The 20,932-nt window shown below is 47.5% G+C and carries 12 protein-coding genes, 3 rRNA genes, 1 pseudogene and 1 riboswitch; of the genes and pseudogenes, 2 read left to right on the top strand and 14 right to left on the bottom strand.

Annotation, left to right across the window (positions count from 1 at the left end):
* Positions 1–2 precede the first annotated feature (2 nt).
* The 9 genes from purS to MKY44_RS03790 form a co-directional block, all read right to left on the bottom strand.
* Entirely contained in the window at positions 3–248 is a 246-nt protein-coding gene (gene purS / locus MKY44_RS03830) for a phosphoribosylformylglycinamidine synthase subunit PurS (RefSeq protein WP_017690695.1), read from the bottom strand.
* Between the two features lie 569 nt (positions 249–817).
* On the bottom strand, positions 818–1,690 hold the full coding sequence (locus tag MKY44_RS03825; RefSeq protein WP_341006074.1) for a phosphoribosylaminoimidazolesuccinocarboxamide synthase: 873 nt from the start codon (positions 1,688–1,690) through the stop codon (positions 818–820).
* A 381-nt stretch (positions 1,691–2,071) separates the two neighbouring features.
* Positions 2,072–3,370, bottom strand: coding sequence for an adenylosuccinate lyase (purB, locus tag MKY44_RS03820; RefSeq protein WP_047840491.1), 1,299 nt, complete (start codon positions 3,368–3,370; stop codon positions 2,072–2,074).
* Positions 3,367–4,569: a 5-(carboxyamino)imidazole ribonucleotide synthase gene (purK, locus tag MKY44_RS03815; protein ID WP_341006073.1), complete on the bottom strand. Its 1,203-nt coding sequence runs from the start codon at positions 4,567–4,569 to the stop codon at positions 3,367–3,369. Before purK ends, purB begins: the two co-directional genes overlap by 4 nt.
* Positions 4,566–5,051: a 5-(carboxyamino)imidazole ribonucleotide mutase gene (gene purE, locus MKY44_RS03810; RefSeq protein WP_105602018.1), complete on the bottom strand. Its 486-nt coding sequence runs from the start codon at positions 5,049–5,051 to the stop codon at positions 4,566–4,568. The genes purK and purE overlap by 4 nt, the downstream gene beginning before the upstream one ends.
* Before the next feature lie 193 nt (positions 5,052–5,244).
* Positions 5,245–5,346: riboswitch (purine riboswitch) on the bottom strand.
* A 270-nt stretch (positions 5,347–5,616) separates the two neighbouring features.
* Positions 5,617–6,051 (bottom strand): universal stress protein, encoded by a 435-nt coding sequence (locus MKY44_RS03805; protein ID WP_047840488.1) that lies wholly within the window; start codon positions 6,049–6,051, stop codon positions 5,617–5,619.
* Between the two features lie 244 nt (positions 6,052–6,295).
* A complete protein-coding gene (locus MKY44_RS03800; protein WP_017690702.1) occupies positions 6,296–6,559 on the bottom strand; it encodes a DUF1294 domain-containing protein in 264 nt (87 codons plus the stop codon).
* Positions 6,560–6,685: 126 nt separating this feature from the next.
* Positions 6,686–6,823 (bottom strand): hypothetical protein, encoded by a 138-nt coding sequence (locus tag MKY44_RS03795; protein ID WP_017690703.1) that lies wholly within the window; start codon positions 6,821–6,823, stop codon positions 6,686–6,688.
* 164 nt (positions 6,824–6,987) lie between these two features.
* Entirely contained in the window at positions 6,988–9,084 is a 2,097-nt protein-coding gene (locus tag MKY44_RS03790; protein ID WP_445670632.1) for a DNA topoisomerase III, read from the bottom strand.
* Positions 9,085–9,485: 401 nt separating this feature from the next.
* Between MKY44_RS03790 and MKY44_RS03785 the strand changes: the two genes are divergently transcribed.
* Entirely contained in the window at positions 9,486–11,423 is a 1,938-nt protein-coding gene (locus tag MKY44_RS03785; RefSeq protein WP_341006072.1) for an amidase family protein, read from the top strand.
* Positions 11,424–11,601: 178 nt separating this feature from the next.
* Here the strand turns inward: MKY44_RS03785 and MKY44_RS03780 are convergent.
* Positions 11,602–12,605 (bottom strand): annotated as a pseudogene (locus tag MKY44_RS03780) (ketoacyl-ACP synthase III).
* A gap of 303 nt (positions 12,606–12,908) precedes the next feature.
* Between MKY44_RS03780 and MKY44_RS03775 the strand changes: the two are divergent.
* On the top strand, positions 12,909–13,463 hold the full coding sequence (locus MKY44_RS03775; RefSeq protein WP_341006071.1) for an NADPH-dependent FMN reductase: 555 nt from the start codon (positions 12,909–12,911) through the stop codon (positions 13,461–13,463).
* A gap of 180 nt (positions 13,464–13,643) precedes the next feature.
* Here MKY44_RS03775 and rrf read toward each other — a convergent pair.
* The 4 genes from rrf to MKY44_RS03755 all read right to left on the bottom strand — a co-directional run bounded on the left by rrf (position 13,644) and on the right by MKY44_RS03755 (position 20,778).
* Positions 13,644–13,760 (bottom strand): 5S ribosomal RNA (gene rrf, locus MKY44_RS03770).
* An 81-nt stretch (positions 13,761–13,841) separates the two neighbouring features.
* Positions 13,842–16,766, bottom strand: a 23S ribosomal RNA gene (locus tag MKY44_RS03765).
* A gap of 309 nt (positions 16,767–17,075) precedes the next feature.
* Positions 17,076–18,628: ribosomal RNA gene (locus tag MKY44_RS03760) — 16S ribosomal RNA — on the bottom strand.
* The 16S, 23S and 5S rRNA genes sit together here, the layout of an rRNA operon.
* 773 nt (positions 18,629–19,401) lie before the next feature.
* The gene (locus MKY44_RS03755) at positions 19,402–20,778 is read right to left on the bottom strand and encodes an NCS2 family permease (RefSeq protein ID WP_047841443.1); all 1,377 of its coding nucleotides are present in this window, start codon (positions 20,776–20,778) and stop codon (positions 19,402–19,404) included.
* Between the last annotated feature and the right edge of the window lie 154 nt (positions 20,779–20,932).

Genomic DNA, 20,932 nt, shown 5'->3' with positions numbered 1-20,932 from the left:
GATTAACCCTCCAATTCGTAGCGGTAATCTTCAACAACGGTGTTGGCCAGCAACTTTTCACACATGACTTTCAGTCGTTTCTCCGCTTCCGCACGATCTGTTGTATCCAGGTTCAATTCCATGACTTTACCGATCCGTACACTTTCCACTTCGTTGAATCCCATAGAATGCAGGGCTCCTTGAACAGCTACGCCTTGTGGGTCGAGTACGCTTTGCTTAATAGTGACATATACGGTTGCTTTGATCATGATCCTTATGTTCCTCCTCAGTAATGAACGGGATAAATGCTTTATGCTGTTAAAAATGGGGTGTGGAGCTTGCTCCGGGGCGGATTGTTCTTTCCGGTCGCTTGTTGTCCCCAGGTTTTTTGGATTGTTTTGGCCCGCTCTGCGGTCAAAACCCGGGGACAAAGGCGAACGCTATCGCTCCTTTAAGAACAATTCCGCCCCTCCGCTAGTCCATGCGACGTTTTTTAAAGGCCTAAACCTTTTACGTTGCACGGTGTGTAATGGTCTAGACTGACCATTCCTTCAAAACAGTGAATCGTGAATGGTCTTTAAGTTACTTTAATAATTAGTAAATTTAATTCTCTTAATTTTTCAGGCTTCCCCTACCTGCGGGAAGCCACCGCTCTTAATTGCCTCATCCCCCAGTTTGTCACTGGCGGAGGGAAAGATTTGAGCTGGAGAAACGAAGTGCTCGCCTTTGCAACCGGAATGTTTCCTTTTGAAAAAAGGATTCCAATCAAAACAATCCGGGGGCAACAGCGATCGAAATCTAAACTTTCCCATAGCTCTCGCTCAAACGTTAAACTTTATTATTTCGTTAAACGGTTATAAATATCGACGTATCTTGCGGTTGTTGCCTCAACTACCTCTTGTGGGAGTGGATCGGGTTTGCTGTTCTTGTCCCAATCGGTTCCGGCAAGGTAGGTGCGCACTGGCTCTTTATCCATGCTGTCGATCTCGATGTCGAGTTCATAATTCTCTTTGGCCCAGAAGCGTGAAGCATCTGGGGTGAAGATTTCGTCAATCAGGATAACCTTGCCATCCACGATGCCGAACTCGAATTTGCAGTCTGCCAGAATGATGCCACGCTGATCACAGTAATCACGGGCGAATTCGTACAACCGCAAGCTTTTTTCCTGAAGCTCAACTGCTAGTGCGTCTCCCACCAGTTCTTTCATACGATCCATTGGGATGTCTTCATCATGACCAACATCGTTTTTGGCTGCCGGGGTGAAAATGGGAACTTCGAGCTTAGCGTTCTTGCGAAGTCCATCAGGCAGTTTAATGCCATTCACTTCACCACTCGTCTCGTATTGTCTCCATCCCCCACCAGTGATGTATCCACGCACGACACATTCAATATCAATGCGTTCTGCTTTGCGGGTTACCATGATGCGGTCTTTGAGCAATTCAGGGTCCGTGATGAGATCACCAAGTAGATTTACATCAGTATGAACGACGTGGTTATCCATCATGTCTCCTGTCAGTTCAAACCAGAAACTGCTGAGTTTATTCAGTACGTTTCCTTTCTCAGGAACTGCCGGGTCCAGCACGTAATCAAATGCAGAGATTCGGTCAGTTACCACGATTAGAAAATGTTCACCCAGGTCGTACAATTCACGTACTTTTCCTTTATATAACAGAGGTGCTTTAACGAGATCTGCCGCAGTGGACAGTGCCATGGGCTCACCTTCTTTCAGGAGATGTAAAGTATACGTCCAATTCCCCTCTTCACGCGGGGCCACTACGAATGCAGAACAACCTTCCGATCGCTGTTATCCCCAGATTTTTTGATTCCACTTTTGCAAAGTGAAAATCCGGGGATAAAGGCGAGCGCTTTGCTTCTTCAGGTTTTTTCTGCCTTCTCCGTTCCAGCGTGAACACATAATCAACCTATACTTTTAGGGAGTAAAACTTGTTCTAAATTTGATAAAGGTACAGCGTATGCTTTCGAAGTAGCTTTCTTTCAGAAAGCTTTTAGCTTTGCTTCTTCAGCTTATTTCTGTCCTCTGCGTTCCCTGCTGAACCATCATTCTGCGCTATAGCCTTATGGGACTTATATATTAATCGTTCAAACCGAGTTTTTTGAAGATGGTGTCAACGTGCTTCAGGTGCCATGATGGATTGAATGCATCTGCGATTTCTTCTTCGTTCAGCACTTCCGTGATTTCCGGTGTGGATTTCACGATATCCTGGAACTGGCGTTGTTCTTCCCATGCTTGCATCGCACGTGGTTGAACGGTATCGTACGCTTGCTCGCGGCTGAAACCTTTGTCGATCAGCTTTGTCATGATGCGACCGGAGAATGGTACCCCGTAAGTGCGCTCCATGTTGCGTTTCATGTTTTCAGGGAACACTGTCAGGTTCTTCACGATGTTACCAAAACGGTTCAGCATGTAGTTCAACAGCATCGTTGCATCCGGCAGAATGATACGTTCTACGGAAGAATGCGAGATGTCGCGCTCGTGCCAGAGCGTTACGTTCTCGTATGCGGATACCATATGTCCGCGAATAACGCGGGACAGACCGGAGATGTTTTCACTACCAATCGGGTTACGCTTGTGCGGCATCGCGGAAGATCCTTTTTGACCTTTAGCAAAAGCTTCTTCCACTTCACGGAACTCACTCTTCTGCAGTGCACGTACCTCTGTAGCGAACTTGTCCAGGGACGTTGCGATCAACGCCAGTGTAGCCATATATTCCGCATGACGGTCACGTTGCAATGTTTGAGTCGAGATCGGCGCAGGTTTCGTGCCCAACTTCTCGCAGACAAACTCTTCGACAAACGGATCGATGTTCGCGTACGTTCCTACCGCACCTGAGATTTTGCCGTATTGTACATTGTCTGCTGCATGACGGAAACGCTCCAGGTTCCGTTTCATCTCTTCATGCCACAACGCCATTTTCAGACCAAATGTTGTTGGCTCCGCATGCACGCCGTGCGTACGTCCCATCATTGGTGTGTGCTGATAAGCCAGTGCTTTTTCACGCAGAATTTCAATGAAATTCACGATATCCTTTTCCAAAATCTCATTCGCTTGACGCAATACATATCCCAGAGCCGTATCTACGACATCTGTGGAAGTCAGTCCGTAGTGCACCCATTTCCGCTCCGCACCCAGACTTTCAGATACCGTACGTGTAAATGCGATAACGTCATGACGTGTTTCCTGTTCAATCTCATAGATGCGATCGATGTCAAAAGATGCGTTCTGACGAAGCAATGCCGCTTCTTCCTTAGGAATTACACCAAGTTCCGCCCATGCCTCACATGCACAAATTTCAACTTCCAGCCACGATTGGAATTTGTTCTCTTCGGTCCAGATGGCTCTCATTTCGGGTCTGCTATAACGTTCAATCATGAATTTGTATTCCTCCAGAGATTAGTTTGTTCAATCCATTGCAATCCTTCTTCAACATCCTGACAAAGCAGATTCACATGCCCCATCTTACGTCCTGTTTTTGCCTCGGTTTTACCATATATATGAAGCTTGGGAATCACACCGAGCTCTATCGCTTCTGCATCAGGTTGCCCTGTTCTAGCGATAATACCTTCCAGATGCTCTCCAAGCACATTGACCATAACAACCGGACTCAATAACGAAGTGTCCCCAAGTGGTAATCCGCAGATCGCACGGATATGTTGTTCGAACTGAGAAGTCGCACAAGCTTCCATCGTATAGTGACCAGAATTATGTGGTCTTGGTGCCAGTTCGTTGACGTACAGTCTTCCATCCGCCGCTACAAACAGTTCCACAGCCAGCAACCCAACAGCCTTCATCGATTCTGCCACCGCTGCTGCCAGCTTTTGCGCTTCAATCTGGATGTCTGCGGCAACTCTAGCCGGTACAATTGAAGCATGCAAAATGTTATTTACATGAATGTTCTCCGCTGGCGGGAACGTTTTAATCTCCCCATTTGTACTACGCGCTACAACGACCGATATCTCGCATTCAAACTTGATGAATTGTTCCAGCACCAGTTCCGCACCTGTAGCTGCAAGTTCTTCGTACGCAGCCACAGCCTCATTCGCTTCCCGAATTACACGCTGGCCTTTGCCATCGTAACCTCCAGTCACCGTCTTCAGTACACACGGCACTCCAAGTTCGCTTACAGCAGCAAGCATCGTATCCACACTTGTGATTTCACGATAAGGCGCGACTCTTACTCCAGCAGCTTCGATCGCACGTTTTTCACGCAACCGATGTTGTGTGGTGTACAGTAACGCACTTCCTTGTGGAACGTAAGACTCACGCTCGAGCAGCCCAGCGACTTCTGCATCTACATTTTCAAACTCATACGTAATGACATCGCATTGCCGAGCCAGTTCAAGTGCAGCTTTGGCATCGTCATAACCAGCTTCAATCTGACGAGCAACTTGACCACAAGGTGCATCCGCAGCGGGATCAAGAGTAACGAATCGATACCCCATTGCCGTTCCTGCGAGCGTCATCATACGTCCGAGCTGTCCGCCTCCAAGAATGCCGATGGTTGTTTTCCCGGGCAGCAGGACTTTTTTCAGTTCTCCTGCTATACCGGATTGGTTCCCTGTACTACTCATAGTTCTTCACTGCTTTCGAGTACTTCTTGTTTGATGCGCTCTCGGCGAGCTTCAGAGCGACGTTGGACATCCGGGTCAAAAGCACCGATCATTTGAGCTGCCAGCAATCCTGCATTGGTTGCCCCTGCCTTGCCAATCGCCACAGTTGCGACGGGAATACCACCAGGCATCTGAACAATGGACAACAAGGAATCGAGACCGTTCAATGCTTTGGACTGAACTGGAACGCCAATGACCGGAAGCATCGTTTTGGAAGCAACCATACCGGGCAGATGTGCTGCCCCGCCTGCGCCTGCAATGATCACCTTGAATCCCCGATCAATTGCTTGCTCTGCGTATTCAAACATCAAATCCGGTGTACGATGGGCGGAGACCACCTTTTTCTCATACCCAATCTCCAGCTCGTCCAGCACCTCGCACGCATGTTTCATCGTTTCCCAATCCGACTTGCTGCCCATAATTACAGCGACTTGCAGTGACATGAATACATCCAACTCCCGTCTGAGCTTTTTTGATTACATCTGGTATTAATGAATTCATTTTACGTGTGAAATGAAAAAATCCGCTACCCGCGAAAACATCACATTTTCTCCGGACACCGGACTCCAAGAAATACGTATCCCTCATTTGGGCATGCCAAAAGGGGGCTTGCTGTCCGCATCTGGTTGCATGCGACTCTCAGCCGTATCTCCTCGTAGTCCGGAAATTTACGGTTCCCGGGTAGATACTTCCGGGCCCTATTCCCGGCGTTATACGAGCAAATATCTATCAAACTATTTTCGTTCATTTTGGTAATCTCTTATTACATATTTCGTTCCTACTCGACCTTATTCTTACCTGATCGACACATCTAACATTCTAACAATCCCCTACAGCTAATGTCAACTTAAAGACGAACATTTAACATATTGACAAATATAATGTTCGGGAATTGCTTCATTAAATTCGGTTAGCCATCCATTTCATTCCATAAAAGAAAGCCGGCTCCTCTTCAATCTCTCGAAGACAACCGGCTTCCTGCTTTTCAGTGCGTACACACTTCATCCATTATTTTACGATCAGTACTGGAACCTGAGCATGCTGCACCACATTGTGACTAACACTACCCAGGACAAATTCCCGAATACCACCCAGTCCGCGGCTACCAATAATAATGATATCTGAATCATTTTCTTTGGCAAAATCAAGCAGCACTTCCGCTGCCGCTCCTTGAATCAGATCCACATTGGCCGTTACACCAGCAGCCTGAATTCGCTCTTTTGCTTCATCTGTCGTCTGTACCGCCAGATTGTAGTAGTCATTATTAAGTGAAGGTGGCAGTGGAGCCAACCCCTCACCGATGAATACACGCGGGAAATCAAAAGCATGAATGACATCCAGTACTGCATTTGGGGACACTTTAGCTAGCTCAATCGCACGATCAAGTGCTTTATTTGAAGCTTTCGAACCATCATAAGCCACTAATATTTTGGAAAATAACATGTGAATCCCGTCCCTTCCTTTATATGTAGAGCACGCGAAGCAAGCTTCGGTCTGACATGTAATAAACTAACAGAACCATATAACTCCTTAAACGTTCCGCAGCCACAATGAACCATTTATACGAATGAATTTACATATCAGACCAATTAACGATACACCTTCACTTCAGCGTAAGTCCAGTTCGATATCTCCAATCCTACAATTAAAAACATAGAAGGAATGGTTACGCATGTATTCCATCTGTTCATTGAATAAAGTAACCATAGATTACCGCATTCAGGAACAACAACAATGGAATGCCAATGGTGAAGCTGGGATGTTTAGTCTTATGCCTTTTCCTATACATCGCGATCCAGACTCCCAAAGCACCGCCTATAAATGCTAATAAGAATAACGTCCGTTCGGGTGTACGATCACGCCTTTGCTGTGCACGCCTCTTATCATCCGACATCACCAGATAACCAACTACATTAATAAATAAAAACCACAATATAAGTCCGGTTTGCATATAATTCTAGCGATCCCCCTGTCCCGGGACATCTCCCTGCCTCCATTATAATCCTCATTAGAGACATGTTCAACGCACCGGATAGGGAACCGCAATTTTGTGTAATAACGCTAACCTCGCTCTGACCTAGGACTCCTGCTTTGGAATACCGTTCAGGCTTGGTGCTCTTTTGGCTGCTTTGTCCGGGCGCACAGCGATACTCTCTTCCCGAATACTGTCTTTGTTTTGCTGATTATGGATTTTCTCTGGTTTGTTGTGCGGCATGTAGGTATCACCTCCTTGGCTTACGTTGCCTGAAAACGAAGGATCTTATACGACTTCACATAGATGAGTAGAGAAAAGTTATAATCAGTCCCTTTGGAGTAAATGAGTACATCATTCGCATGGCTCATACCGCACGAGGCACGATCTCAACTACCTCAAGCGTGTTACTGCCCTTTTTTCTCCATAGCCGCCTTCAGCAGATCGCCCAGATTGGACCCAATCGATTCTTGCTTCGCATACTGCTTAACTAATTTTTGCTGATCGCGTTTGTTCACATGCTGTTTGTCCTTATCCAACGTTTCTGTAATACCACAAGGTAGACATTGTACATATAACCCCGCCTTGCCTTCTTTGATTTCCATCTTTTTGTGGCACTGCGCACAACGACGATTGGACAATCTTTTTTCTGCCGAACGACGATATCCACAGTCCTCGTTAGGACATACAAGAAACTTGCCGCGCTTGCCTTTCTTCTCCAACAACCGTGCGTTACAGTCCGGACAATGGCTATTGGACACATTATGCGGCTTATACTCCGCTTTGCTGCCTTTTACCGTAGACACCAGCTCTTTCGCCATGGATCGGATACTATCCAGAAACGGCCCCGGTTTCCCTTGCCCACGAGCGATGCGTTCCAGTTCAGCTTCCCAGCGAGCAGTCAGATCCGGTGTACGAAGCTGAGGAGCAGCCAGTTCAATCAACTGTTTTCCTTTGCCAGTCGGGTGCATGCTGTTGCCTTGACGATCTATTGTATCGGAACTGACCAGCTTCTCGATAATATCCGCACGTGTAGCCGGAGTGCCGAGTCCATGCTTTTCCATCTGGGAAAGCAAAGCAGCTTCGGTATACCTTTTGGGCGGCATCGTCCGTCCACTTTTAACATGACAACGCTGAACCGTCACCGACTGCCCTTGCTGTACATCTGGCAAAAGCGCACGCTCATGGTCTGCTGCATCGTCAGCCCGGTCATCGTCATCATCGCTGTAATCGCCGCCGTATACTTCACGCCAACCACTTTCTTTCACCGTTGTACCTTTGACATGGAAGGAGTCCTTCCCCACTTGAACCGTGATCGCAACTGAATCGTACTTCGCGGCCGGATAAAACAGGCTGATAAAACGACGTACGATCAGATCGTACAATTTGCGTTCCTCCGGATTCAGTTGATTCAGAAGCACCGTCTGCTCCGTGGGGATAATCGCATGGTGATCCGTAACTTTACTGTCATCCACAATACGTTTGGTGATATTCAGATTTTTGCGCAGCAAAGGACGTGCCAGAGACGCATAAGGTCCAATGGCTACACTGTCCAGCCGTTCTTTCAACGTAGCTGTCATGTCCGTAGTGAGGTATCGGCTGTCCGTACGTGGGTACGTTACGAGCTTGTGCTGTTCATACAGACGCTGCAGGACGTTTGATGTTTGCTTTGCAGAGAAACCATACTTCCGGTTGGCATCCCGTTGCAATTCCGTCAGATCATATGCCAGTGGATGAGGCTCAACCTTCTCGCTTTTCTTCACTTGAGCAATCGTGCCCTTGCGCCCGTCTACCCGTTTCTTCAATTCTTGCGTTTCTTGAGGGTCGAAAATTCGTGAATCTCCCCCAGCTGCCCGCCACACAGCCTGAAAACCACCCAAATCTGCCGTTAACGTCTCATACTCCTGCGAGCGGAAACCGTTAATTTCATTTTCTCTATCCATAATCATGCCCAAGGTCGGCGTTTGGACCCGTCCAGCAGACAACTGCGCATTGAAACGAACGGTTAGTGCACGGGTCACGTTAAGTCCAATCATCCAGTCGGCTTCCGCACGGCAGCGTGCAGATTCATAAAGACGGTCGAACTGACTGCCTGGCTTCAGCGAAGCAAATCCGTCTTTAATCGCCTTATCTGTCTGGGATGAAATCCACAGGCGTTTAAAAGGTTTTTTCCACCCCGCCATCTGCATGATCCAACGGGCCAGCAATTCTCCCTCACGAGCCGCATCCGTCGCAATGACCAACTCACCCACATCCTGACGTTTCATCAGCTGCTGTACTGCTTTATATTGATGGTTGGTCTCTTTAAGTACCTTCAGTTTCGTACGCTCTGGCAGAATGGGCAGGTCCTCCAGATTCCATGTTGCATACTTTTTATCGTAATCCTCGGGTTCAGCTAATCCAACCAGATGTCCAAGTGCCCAGGTAACGATATATTTCGGGCCTTCCATATAACTTTTATGTTTATCACGCGCACCCATAACTCTGGCTATTTCGCGTGCCACAGACGGTTTTTTCTGCGAGTACCAATGTCTTCACTTCATATCTCTTCCTCTCTGGTAGAACGTTATGTCTCTTTTATTCCTATCTATTCATTATATCATTTCACACTAAAGGTATGCTCTGTCATCTCTACTTCCTAATCTACTCGTATCCTGTAACCTCATGTTTAATCAACATATCGATAAAGTGTTATATTTCCTAACATTAAAATTTGTAATAGTTTTTCTGAGTACATGTAAACAGAAGTATGAATAAGTATTAACACTGTAAAGTATTGATGTATACGTTTTTTTGGATAAATATAAACCTTGTAAGATTACCTGACATAACTATACAATGTGTCAAAAGCATAGAAACAGAATCGCTGCTACACACATCAATGAGACACAGGAAGGGAGCGTGGATGCATGACTTATCATGGATCTGTATTGAAAAAAGTGGGGCTTTGTTACTGGCGGGAGCTGTTGTTGCCACAACATGGGGAGGAACAGTACCTTCGGCATCAGCCGCAACGGTAACGCCTACGAGTAAAACAACAGTAGCAGCTGTATCCAAAGGAAAAGCGCCAGCTACTCCGGCAGCATTTGTTCAGGCTATGGAAGAAGCGGCTACACTTGCAGGTGTTCCTTTTACCATGGGCAAGCTCTCCGGCACAACCGTACAACGCAAAGATGCTGCGGTCGCCTTGCAACAATGGCTCAAGCTGGATTCGACTACCGAATCATTCAAGGATGTCCCGGATGAAGCCACTTTCGCAGGTGCTGTTGGTGCATTGAACACTGCGGGGTTGATGAAAGGTTATACGGAATCCCTCTTCCTTCCAAACGCTGTACTTACGGAGAATGACCTATCTGTATTGAAAGATCGCATTTATAACTACATAAAACCGTTTGTTCTGGAGGAAGCAACCATTATGGATCTCCAGACCGCTATGACGCAAGGAAAACTGACATCAAAAGAGCTAGTTCAGAAATATCTGGACCGCATTGAGAAATACGATGATCAAGGTGTGAGCATCAACGCCGTATTAACTCTGAACCCGGATGCGCTCAAAATTGCGGAGCAATTGGATGAAGAACGTGCAGCTCAAGGTGCTCGCGGGCCTCTGCATGGCGTTCCGATTCTAGTGAAAGACAATTTCGATACCAATGACATGCCGACAACCGCAGGCTGTATCTGTCTGAAAGATTCCATTCCAGCTCACGATGCTGAACAAGTGAAGAAACTCAAAGCAGCTGGCGCCATTATTTTGGGCAAAACAAACCTGCATGAATTCGCATTTGGCATCACAACATCCAGCTCATTGGGCGGACAAACATTGAACCCATACGCCCTGGACCATTATCCAGGTGGCTCAAGCGGCGGAACAGGTGCTGCCATTGCATCTAACTTTGCCGCAGCCGGCATGGGTACAGACACTGGTGGCTCAATCCGAATCCCATCCAGCTTCAACAGCCTTGTGGGTATCCGCCCAACCATTGGACTGTCCAGCCGTGAAGGCATTATCCCATTGGCTTTGACACAGGATGTCGGTGGACCTATGGCCCGTACCGTTAGTGACGCTGCAATCATGCTCGATGCTACAGCCGGCTATGATAAAAAAGATGTCGCTACAGCTTACGCGGTTGGAAAAATCCCTTCCAGCTATACAGACTTCTTGGATGTAAACGGACTGAAAGGTGCACGCATCGGTGTGGCTGCAGAACTCATCCCAAGTACCAAAGCTGAAGAAAAAGCCGTTGCTGACGTGATCAACACAGCTGTGGAAGAACTGAAGACACTGGGCGCTACTGCAGTTCCCATTTCCATACCGAACTTAACTGAGATCAATAAGTACCCAAGCCTTAGTGGATATGAATTCAAGTTCCAGTTGAATGACTATCTGGAGTCATTGGGTGCAGATGCTCCATATCACAGTCTGTCCGAGATCATCGCTTCCGGAGAGTTTGATAAGTCCCAAGAACAATCCATGAAGACTCGGGATGCACGCCAAACCCTGGAGACCACCGAATATAAGGACATCGTCCTGAAACGTACCCAAGTTACACGTGAGTCCCTGCTGAAAGTTATGGCAGATAATAACCTGGATGCCATCATCTATCCTACGTCCACACAAGCCGCTGGTGTTATTGGCGAAGGACAAAACTCCGGTGGTAACAACCGTCTGAGTCCATTCTCCGGCTTCCCGGCGATCACTGTACCTGCCGGTTTCACAACTGATGGTTTGCCCGTAGGTATGGAATTCTTGGGTCGCGCCTTTGATGAAGGAACCTTGATCAAGCTGGCTTACAGCTACGAACAAGGTACACATCACCGCCAAGCGCCTAAGCTTACGCCGTAAAATATTTATGGGATTAAGCAATTCCGGGTAACACAAAAAATAGATGCAATCATATCACTTTTTTTGAAACGAGTTAACCCACTAAAGAGACCACCCTCTTCATGACTACATGAAGTTTGGGTGGTCTCTTTTATTTTCTCTATTTATCTTTGCGTTGCATACATTCGGATGTTATTCATTACTGAACCCTGTCCGGCACGCCCCATTTCAGAACCAAACCTGCGTACGTCAGACCACCGCCAAAGCCAAAGAGAGCTACGCTCTGTCCTTCTTTCAACTTCCCTTCATCCACTGCAAGCTGTAAAGCAAGCGGAATGGAAGCAGCAGATGTGTTCCCACGATACTCAACACTGGTTAAAGTACGTTCCAAAGGAACCGGACCACGTTCGCAAACAGCTTCAATCATTCTCATGTTGGCACTATGCGGGACAAACCAGTCAATCTGGTCAGGGCTTAATTCAGCTTTCGTTATAAGTTTACCCAATTGCTCTGGAATCGTCCGTACAGCCCACTTATAAATCTCTCGCCCATTCTGAACTAAACAACCTTCGCCCTGTAAGGCACACCATTCATCTCCGAAGACAAGCCACTCTTATAGAGATGTACACCGCCTTCTCCATGTGTACCTGATATGGCTGCCATAAAGTCACCTTCAGCACCCGATGATCTCTCCACTAAGAAGGCCCCAGCTCCATCACCAAACAGTACACAAGTCGTGCGGTCTGTGTAATCGGTAATTTTGGATAACGTCTCTGCTCCAATAACCAGTACTTTTCGGTACATTCCACTGGTCACCAGACTGTCGGCTAGCTGTAGCCCGTAGGTAAAACCTGCGCATGCAGCATTTAAATCCAGTACGCCCGTGTGTGGGATCTTAAGGTTAGCCTGTACTCTGGATGCCGTACTTGGGAAAGCATATTCAGGTGTACTTGTAGCCACAAGGATCATATCCACATCTTCTACACTTACATCATAGCGACGTATCATATCTTCTACAGCCTTCGTAGCCAGGTCAGATACAAATTGATCTTCAGCTGCAATTCGCCGTTCTCTCATGCCTGTACGTTGCACAATCCATTCGTCACTTGTCTCGACTAATTTCTCCAGATCAGCATTCGTTAATATTCGATCCGGTACATACGTCCCCATTGCCGTGATGGTTGCCTTTGATTGATGATTCATACCGGTAGTCACCTCACTTGTTTTTTACTATTATAGCACTAAGTCTTAGTACTTGGTACTAATTTTTAAAAAAATATTTATTATGATACTTTCGTTAGTTGTTTATTTTAAAGTGATCTCTTCATTCTATTACCCAGAGCAATACAAACGATGGCATGCATTTTTGATGAAGAATTGTGGATATCGCCTGACTAACATGAAGAATGCCTTAATTATATGCGTTTTCTATAGACAGCTCATTCCATCAGGAGGAAAATAAACAGATTGCCCTACATTACTAAAGAATAGAGATGATCTATCCCCATGAAAAAAGAATTAAATATCCTTGCCATTTCCGGAAGCCTGCGCAATCAGTCCTCCAATACGTTAATAATGCACGCCATGATTAAGCTGGCTACGCCTAACCTTAAGTTTGAAGTATATGATGGATTAAATGATCTACCGCATTTTAACCCTGACATCGATTTCGCGGAGGGCCCAGTGTCCGTACAGAACTTGAGAGCCCAACTTAAGCATTCGGACGGTGTCCTTATCTGTACGCCAGAGTATGGAAATGGCGTTCCTGGGGTCTTAAAAAATGCACTAGATTGGATTGTATCTTCTGGGGAATGGCTCAATAAACCCACCATTGTCATTGCTGCTTCCCCAAGCCCCATGGGAGGTGACAAAGCCCATGCTTCCTTATTGCTTACACTAAACATGATTAATGCACAAGTCTTACAAGAGGGCTGCTTAACTATTCCTCATATTACATTGAAAATGAACAAACAAGGAGTCATTATTGATTCGGAAACCCAGCGTGCATTGCAGAACTCCCTTACAATCCTTGCGGAGGCTTGCGACCAAATAAAGGGCTAGACAGTTGTTATACTTAAATCGATGATAGAGAAATGAACCATTTAAAGTTATTTAACATTGTCATAAATATTGAAATAAAAAAACAGCCCTAGTTATTTACCAGGGCTGTTAAGGTTTATATAAGTATTTAGGATTAAAATAAAAAAGACACACTCGATATCATCAAGTGTGTCTTCTATTGCTTGGCGGCGTCCTACTCTCCCAGGACCCTGCGGTCCAAGTACCATCGGCGCTAGAGGGCTTAACGGTCGTGTTCGGGATGGGTACGTGTGGAACCCCTCCGCCATCGCCACCAAACGCATAGCTTAGCTTACATTTCAGAGTTGTTGTTCTCTGAAAACTAGATTCGAAACGAAACACGCGATTTACAACTTGCTATTGGATAAGCCCTCGACCGATTAGTACTGGTCAGCTCCATGCATTGCTGCACTTCCACCCCCAGCCTATCTACCTCGTCGTCTTCAAGGGGTCTTACATACTGGGAAATCTCATCTTGAGGGGGCTTCACGCTTAGATGCTTTCAGCGTTTATCCCGTCCGTACATAGCTACCCAGCGGTGCTCCTGGCGGAACAACTGGTACACCAGCGGTACGTCCATCCCGGTCCTCTCGTACTAAGGACAGCTCCTCTCAAATTTCCTACGCCCACGACAGATAGGGACCGAACTGTCTCACGACGTTCTGAACCCAGCTCGCGTACCGCTTTAATGGGCGAACAGCCCAACCCTTGGGACCTACTTCAGCCCCAGGATGCGATGAGCCGACATCGAGGTGCCAAACCTCCCCGTCGATGTGGACTCTTGGGGGAGATAAGCCTGTTATCCCCAGGGTAGCTTTTATCCGTTGAGCGATGGCCCTTCCATGCGGTACCACCGGATCACTAAGCCCGACTTTCGTCCCTGCTCGACTTGTAGGTCTCGCAGTCAAGCTCCCTTATGCCTTTGCACTCTTCGAATGATTTCCAACCATTCTGAGGGAACCTTTGGGCGCCTCCGTTACTCTTTAGGAGGCGACCGCCCCAGTCAAACTGCCCACCTGACACTGTCCCCGCACCGGATTACGGTACCAGGTTAGAACCTAGATACGATCAGGGTGGTATCCCAACGTTGCCTCCACACAAGCTGGCGCTCATGCTTCAAAGGCTCCCACCTATCCTGTACAGATCGTACCCAAATTCAATATCAAGCTGCAGTAAAGCTCCATGGGGTCTTTCCGTCTTGTCGCGGGTAACCTGCATCTTCACAGGTATTAAAATTTCACCGGATCTCTCGTTGAGACAGCGCCCAAGTCGTTACGCCATTCGTGCGGGTCAGAATTTACCTGACAAGGAATTTCGCTACCTTAGGACCGTTATAGTTACGGCCGCCGTTTACTGGGGCTTCGGTTCACAGCTTCGGATTGCTCCTAACCACTCCCCTTAACCTTCCAGCACCGGGCAGGCGTCAGCCCGTATACTTCGCCTTACGGCTTCGCACAGACCTGTGTTTTTGCTAAACAGTCGCTTGGGCCTTTTCACTGCGGCCCCCTCGTGCTATTCACACTACCGGGGCACCCCTTCTCCCGAAGTTACGGGGTCATTTTGCCGAGTTCCTTAACGAGAGTTCTTCCGCGCGCCTTAGAATACTCTTCTCGCCTACCTGTGTCGGTTTGCGGTACGGGCACCTTCACCTGGCTAGAGGCTTTTCTTGGCAGTGTGAGATCATGACCTTCGCTACTATAATTTTCGCTCCCCATCACAGCTCAGCCTTACAATGTGCGGATTTGCCTACACATCAGCCTTACTGCTTAGACGGACATCCATCAGTCCGCGTCACTACCCTACTGCGTCCCCCCATTGCTCATAACGGCTTACGGTGGTACAGGAATTTCGACCTGTTGTCCTTCGACTACGCCTTTCGGCCTCGCCTTAGGTCCCGACTTACCCTGAGCGGACGAGCCTTCCTCAGGAACCCTTAGGCTTTCGGCGGATCAGATTCTCACTGATCTTTTCGTTACTCATACCGGCATTCTCACTTGTATAATGTCCAGCGCTCCTTACGGTACACCTTCAACCCTTATACAACGCTCCCCTACCCCTGATGCAAAGCATCAAGCCATAGCTTCGGTGGTGTGTTTAGCCCCGTTACATTTTCGGCGCAGAGTCACTCGACCAGTGAGCTATTACGCACTCTTTCAATGGTGGCTGCTTCTAAGCCAACATCCTGGTTGTCTGTGCAACTCCACATCCTTTCCCACTTAACACACACTTGGGGACCTTAGCTGATGGTCTGGGCTGTTTCCCTTTTGACAATGGATCTTAGCACTCACTGTCTGACTCCCGGAAGTAAGTCTATGGCATTCGGAGTTTGACTGAGCTTGGTAACCCTTGCGGGCCCCGCACCCAATCAGTGCTCTACCTCCACGACTCTGTTTTCCGAGGCTAGCCCTAAAGCTATTTCGGGGAGAACCAGCTATCTCCGAGTTCGATTGGAATTTCTCCGCTACCCCCACCTCATCCCCGCATTTTTCAACATGCGTGGGTTCGGGCCTCCAGTGCGTGTTACCGCACCTTCACCCTGGACAGGGGTAGATCACCCGGTTTCGGGTCTACGTCCACGTACTACATCGCCCTATTCAGACTCGCTTTCGCTGCGGCTCCGGCTCTTCACCTTAACCTTGCACGGGAACGTAACTCGCCGGTTCATTCTACAAAAGGCACGCCATCACCCCTAAAACGGGCTCTGACTTTTTGTAAGCACACGGTTTCAGGTTCTATTTCACTCCCCTTCCGGGGTGCTTTTCACCTTTCCCTCACGGTACTGCTTCACTATCGGTCGCTAGGAAGTATTTAGCCTTGGCAGATGGTCCTGCCGGATTCATACGGGGTTTCACGTGCCCCGCACTACTCGGGATCCGTCTCGGAGGGAACCAACTTTCAACTACAGGGCTTTTACCTTCTTTGGCGGGCCTTTCCAGACCTCTTCGCTTAACCGGTTCCTTTGTAACTCCATGTGAGACGTCCCACAACCCCAAAGAGCAAGCTCTCTGGTTTGGGCTTCTCCGCGTTCGCTCGCCGCTACTGACGGAATCACTATTGTTTTCTCTTCCTCAGGGTACTTAGATGTTTCAGTTCCCCTGGTATGCCTCTGCACAACCTATGTATTCAGTTGTGAGTAACTGGAAATTACCCCAGCTGGGTTTCCCCATTCGGACACCCCCGGATCAAAGCTTGCTTACAGCTCCCCGAGGCAGTTTCGTTGTTCGCCACGTCCTTCATCGGCTCCTAGCGCCTAGGCATCCTCCGTGTGCTCTTAGTAGCTTAACCATTGCGCTCGTGTTCGAGCTGTCGCTCCGCTTGGTTTGGACTACGTCCAAATCCAAAAATCGCTCCATTTCGATCACTCGCTCCAGCAATCTACCGTTTTTATTGAAACTTGTTTAACACAAGTTCAGCTAAAAAGGAATGTTCTAATTCGCGTTTGTTTCGTTTCGATATCTAGTTTTCAAAGAACAAGCTCCATGCAAAAGCAAGCTGTTTTGAGAGTTTGAGCTCTCAAAACCGAACAACGAGTGAGTGTTTTGCAGCTAAGCTGCGTATTTGAATGTTTCCGTTGCAGGAAACGATTCTCCATAGAAAGGAGGTGATCCAGCCGCACCTTCCGATACGGCTACCTTGTTACGACTTCACCCCAATCATCTATCCCACCTTCGGCGGCTGGCTCCTTGCGGTTACCCCACCGACTTCGGGTGTTATAAACTCTCGTGGTGTGACGGGCGGTGTGTACAAGACCCGGGAACGTATTCACCGCGGCATGCTGATCCGCGATTACTAGCAATTCCGACTTCATGCAGGCGAGTTGCAGCCTGCAATCCGAACTGAGACCGGCTTTGTTGGGATTGGCTCCATCTCGCGATTTCGCAGCCCGTTGTACCGGCCATTGTAGTACGTGTGTAGCCCAGGTCATAAGGGGCATGATGATTTGACGTCATCCCCACCTTCCTCCGGTTTGTCACCGGCAGTCTATCTAGAGTGCCCATCCGAAATGCTGGCAACTAAATATAAGGGTTGCGCTCGTTGCGGGACTTAACCCAACATCTCACGACACGAGCTGACGACAACCATGCACCACCTGTCTTGAATGTTCCGAAGAAAAGGTACATCTCTGCACCGGTCATTCAGATGTCAAGACCTGGTAAGGTTCTTCGCGTTGCTTCGAATTAAACCACATACTCCACTGCTTGTGCGGGTCCCCGTCAATTCCTTTGAGTTTCAGTCTTGCGACCGTACTCCCCAGGCGGAGTGCTTAATGTGTTAACTTCGGCACCAAGGGTATCGAAACCCCTAACACCTAGCACTCATCGTTTACGGCGTGGACTACCAGGGTATCTAATCCTGTTTGCTCCCCACGCTTTCGCGCCTCAGCGTCAGTTACAGCCCAGAGAGTCGCCTTCGCCACTGGTGTTCCTCCACATATCTACGCATTTCACCGCTACACGTGGAATTCCACTCTCCTCTTCTGCACTCAAGTCACCCAGTTTCCAGTGCGATCCGGGGTTGAGCCCCGGGATTAAACACCAGACTTAAATGACCGCCTGCGCGCGCTTTACGCCCAATAATTCCGGACAACGCTTGCCCCCTACGTATTACCGCGGCTGCTGGCACGTAGTTAGCCGGGGCTTTCTTCTCAGGTACCGTCACCTTGAGAGCAGTTACTCTCCCAAGCGTTCTTCCCTGGCAACAGAGCTTTACGATCCGAAAACCTTCATCACTCACGCGGCATTGCTCCGTCAGGCTTTCGCCCATTGCGGAAGATTCCCTACTGCTGCCTCCCGTAGGAGTCTGGGCCGTGTCTCAGTCCCAGTGTGGCCGATCACCCTCTCAGGTCGGCTACGCATCGTCGCCTTGGTGAGCCGTTACCCCACCAACTAGCTAATGCGCCGCAGGCCCATCCCCAAGTGACAGATTGCTCCGTCTTTCCAGTTCCCTTCAGGCGAAGAAAACAATTATTCGGTATTAGCTACCGTTTCCGGTAGTTGTCCCAAACTTGAGGGCAGGTTGCCTACGTGTTACTCACCCGTCCGCCGCTAAGTATCAAGAAAGCAAGCTTCCTATCAACTCCGCTCGACTTGCATGTATTAGGCATGCCGCCAGCGTTCGTCCTGAGCCAGGATCAAACTCTCCAATAAAGTATTGAAAAGAGCGATAAGCTCATTTTGAATCTGACGAGATTAAAAATCTCATTTGTGCTCCAGCCGATCCAAGCCAAGGCTTGTCTCAAACTTTCGCGTTCATTCTGCAAGCAGAATGTTTACTCACTCGTTGTTCAGTTTTCAAAGATCAAACTTTTTTTTGTTACCGAATGCCGTTCTCTTCAGCAACTCTTATATAATATCATGTCCGAACCAACTTTGCAAGCTCTTTTTTTAAGTTTCTTTCGAAGCTTATTTCATTTGCTTGCCGCACCGTGTATCTCGTGTTTTTTTGGCCGGAAATAGAATATACCATGTACAGTTATGGAACGCAAGTCTTTTTTCAATAAACATTATATTCTTATGAAATGAGCACCCTGTAGACCTTTTAACAAGTATCTCCTTATAACCAGCTAAATGATACATCTGCGCACTAACTTTAATGATCGGAGTAATTTACTCAAATACGCAAAAAGGTTTTTCATATGATCCCTAATCCAATTATAGAGAAACTCATGTTGTATAGAGTACATACTCATCACGTTATAGAACTTATTAACCGATGATTTCATTGGATAAACAACCAACAGATCATAGAACATTATACTCATTCCTTCTATATAGAAGGAAAACATTTTTGAAATTCATTTGCTCAAGAAAAGAATACAAAAAAAAGCGAAAGCTCCGGGTTTAAATCCCCTGGCTTCCGCTTCTTTCATATATAAGGTAAACAACTTATCTCCGTATTCTTCATTAAACCTAATGAACCCTTACTCCCCACCAATAAATACGTATCGGCAAACTACAATGAGCGCCAAGATCCACATAAGCCAGTGAATTTTCACTTTACGCTCTGTAACCAAGTTACTGAACACCGCCAGAATCACATAAGATACGATACCTGCGGAGATCCCGTTTGCGATTCCACCTGTGAAAGGCATCAATACAATCGTAAGGAACGCAGGGAAAGCTTGCAGGAAATCATCCCACTCGATGCTGCGCACTTGACTCATCATAAGCACACCCACGATGATCAATGCCGGAGCTGTCGCAGCGGATGGAACAACAAGCGCAAGCGGTGCGATAAACAGGGCCAAAATGAACAACAAACCTGTTGTTACCGAAGTCAGTCCTGTACGTCCACCCGCCTCAACGCCTGAAGCACTTTCAACGTATGCTGTAATGGTACTTGTACCCAGTGCAGCACCTGCGCTGACACCAACTGCATCGACGAGCATCGCTTTACCGATCGTTTTCTCGCCTTTTTTCTTATCCTTCATAATCCCCATACGTGTTGCAGTACCTACCATCGTACCAAACGTGTCGAACAATTCAACGAAGGTAAAGATGAAAATGATCTCGAACAATCCGAGACTGATGGCACCTTTCAAATCCAGCTGTCCAACCGCCAGATCACTGAAATTAGGCAACCAGCTTGCGCCTGAAAGACCACTCAGATTCGTAACGCCCATCGGAATACCAATCAGCGTTGTTGCTACGATCCCGATCAGCAGAGCGCCTTTGACGCGCATAACCATCAGAATAGCAATAAGGAGCAAACCAATCAGGGCCAGCAACGCATCGTGATGTGTTACAAAGTTGCCCAATGACAAGTTAAAACTGCTACCTGGAATCGGCTGACTCAGATCTGCGTCTGGTGCAACATTAACTGTTACAGCCACGAGATTAGCAAGTTTGAAACCAATAATGGTAATAAAGAGACCGATACCCACCGTAATAGCCATTTTGATCGACTGTGGAACTGCAACAAGCAGCATTTGACGAATCTTCGTCACGGTCAAAATAATGAACACGATACCGGAAAGGAATACCGCTCCGAGAGCCGCTTGCCAAGTAATCGCTCCATTCGAACTTAGAACGACAGTCATGAAGTACGCATTCAGCCCCATACCTGGTGCAAGTGCGATCGGAATATTCACGAACAATCCCATAATAATAGTCATTAATCCGGCGCCGACGGCTGTTGCAAAGAATACTGCATTATCCGACATCCCCGCACCGGCTTGCCCCAAGAACAACGTATTTACAAAAAGAATGTAAGCCATTGTCATAAACGTAGTGAGACCCGCAACAATCTCCGTTCTAACGTTTGTTCCGTTTTCTTTTAATTTAAAGAAACGATCCATAATTACTAACTCCCCCTTAGAGATGTTGAAGCCATATTGAAAAACGACAAATGACCCTGATGAAGATTCTTCACCCAGGGTTCAGCTGACAAGGAGTGGCATGATGCCTTTACTAAGAACAAAAAAAATTCTAATGTGCGTGATGTCCCCGCAA

The sequence above is a fragment of the Paenibacillus sp. FSL R7-0026 genome, assembly GCF_038004485.1.
In the GTDB taxonomy this organism is placed as follows: domain Bacteria; phylum Bacillota; class Bacilli; order Paenibacillales; family Paenibacillaceae; genus Paenibacillus; species Paenibacillus xylanexedens_A.
Note: the sequence above shows the minus strand (reverse complement) of the source record. Positions and strands in the feature narration are given on the sequence as shown.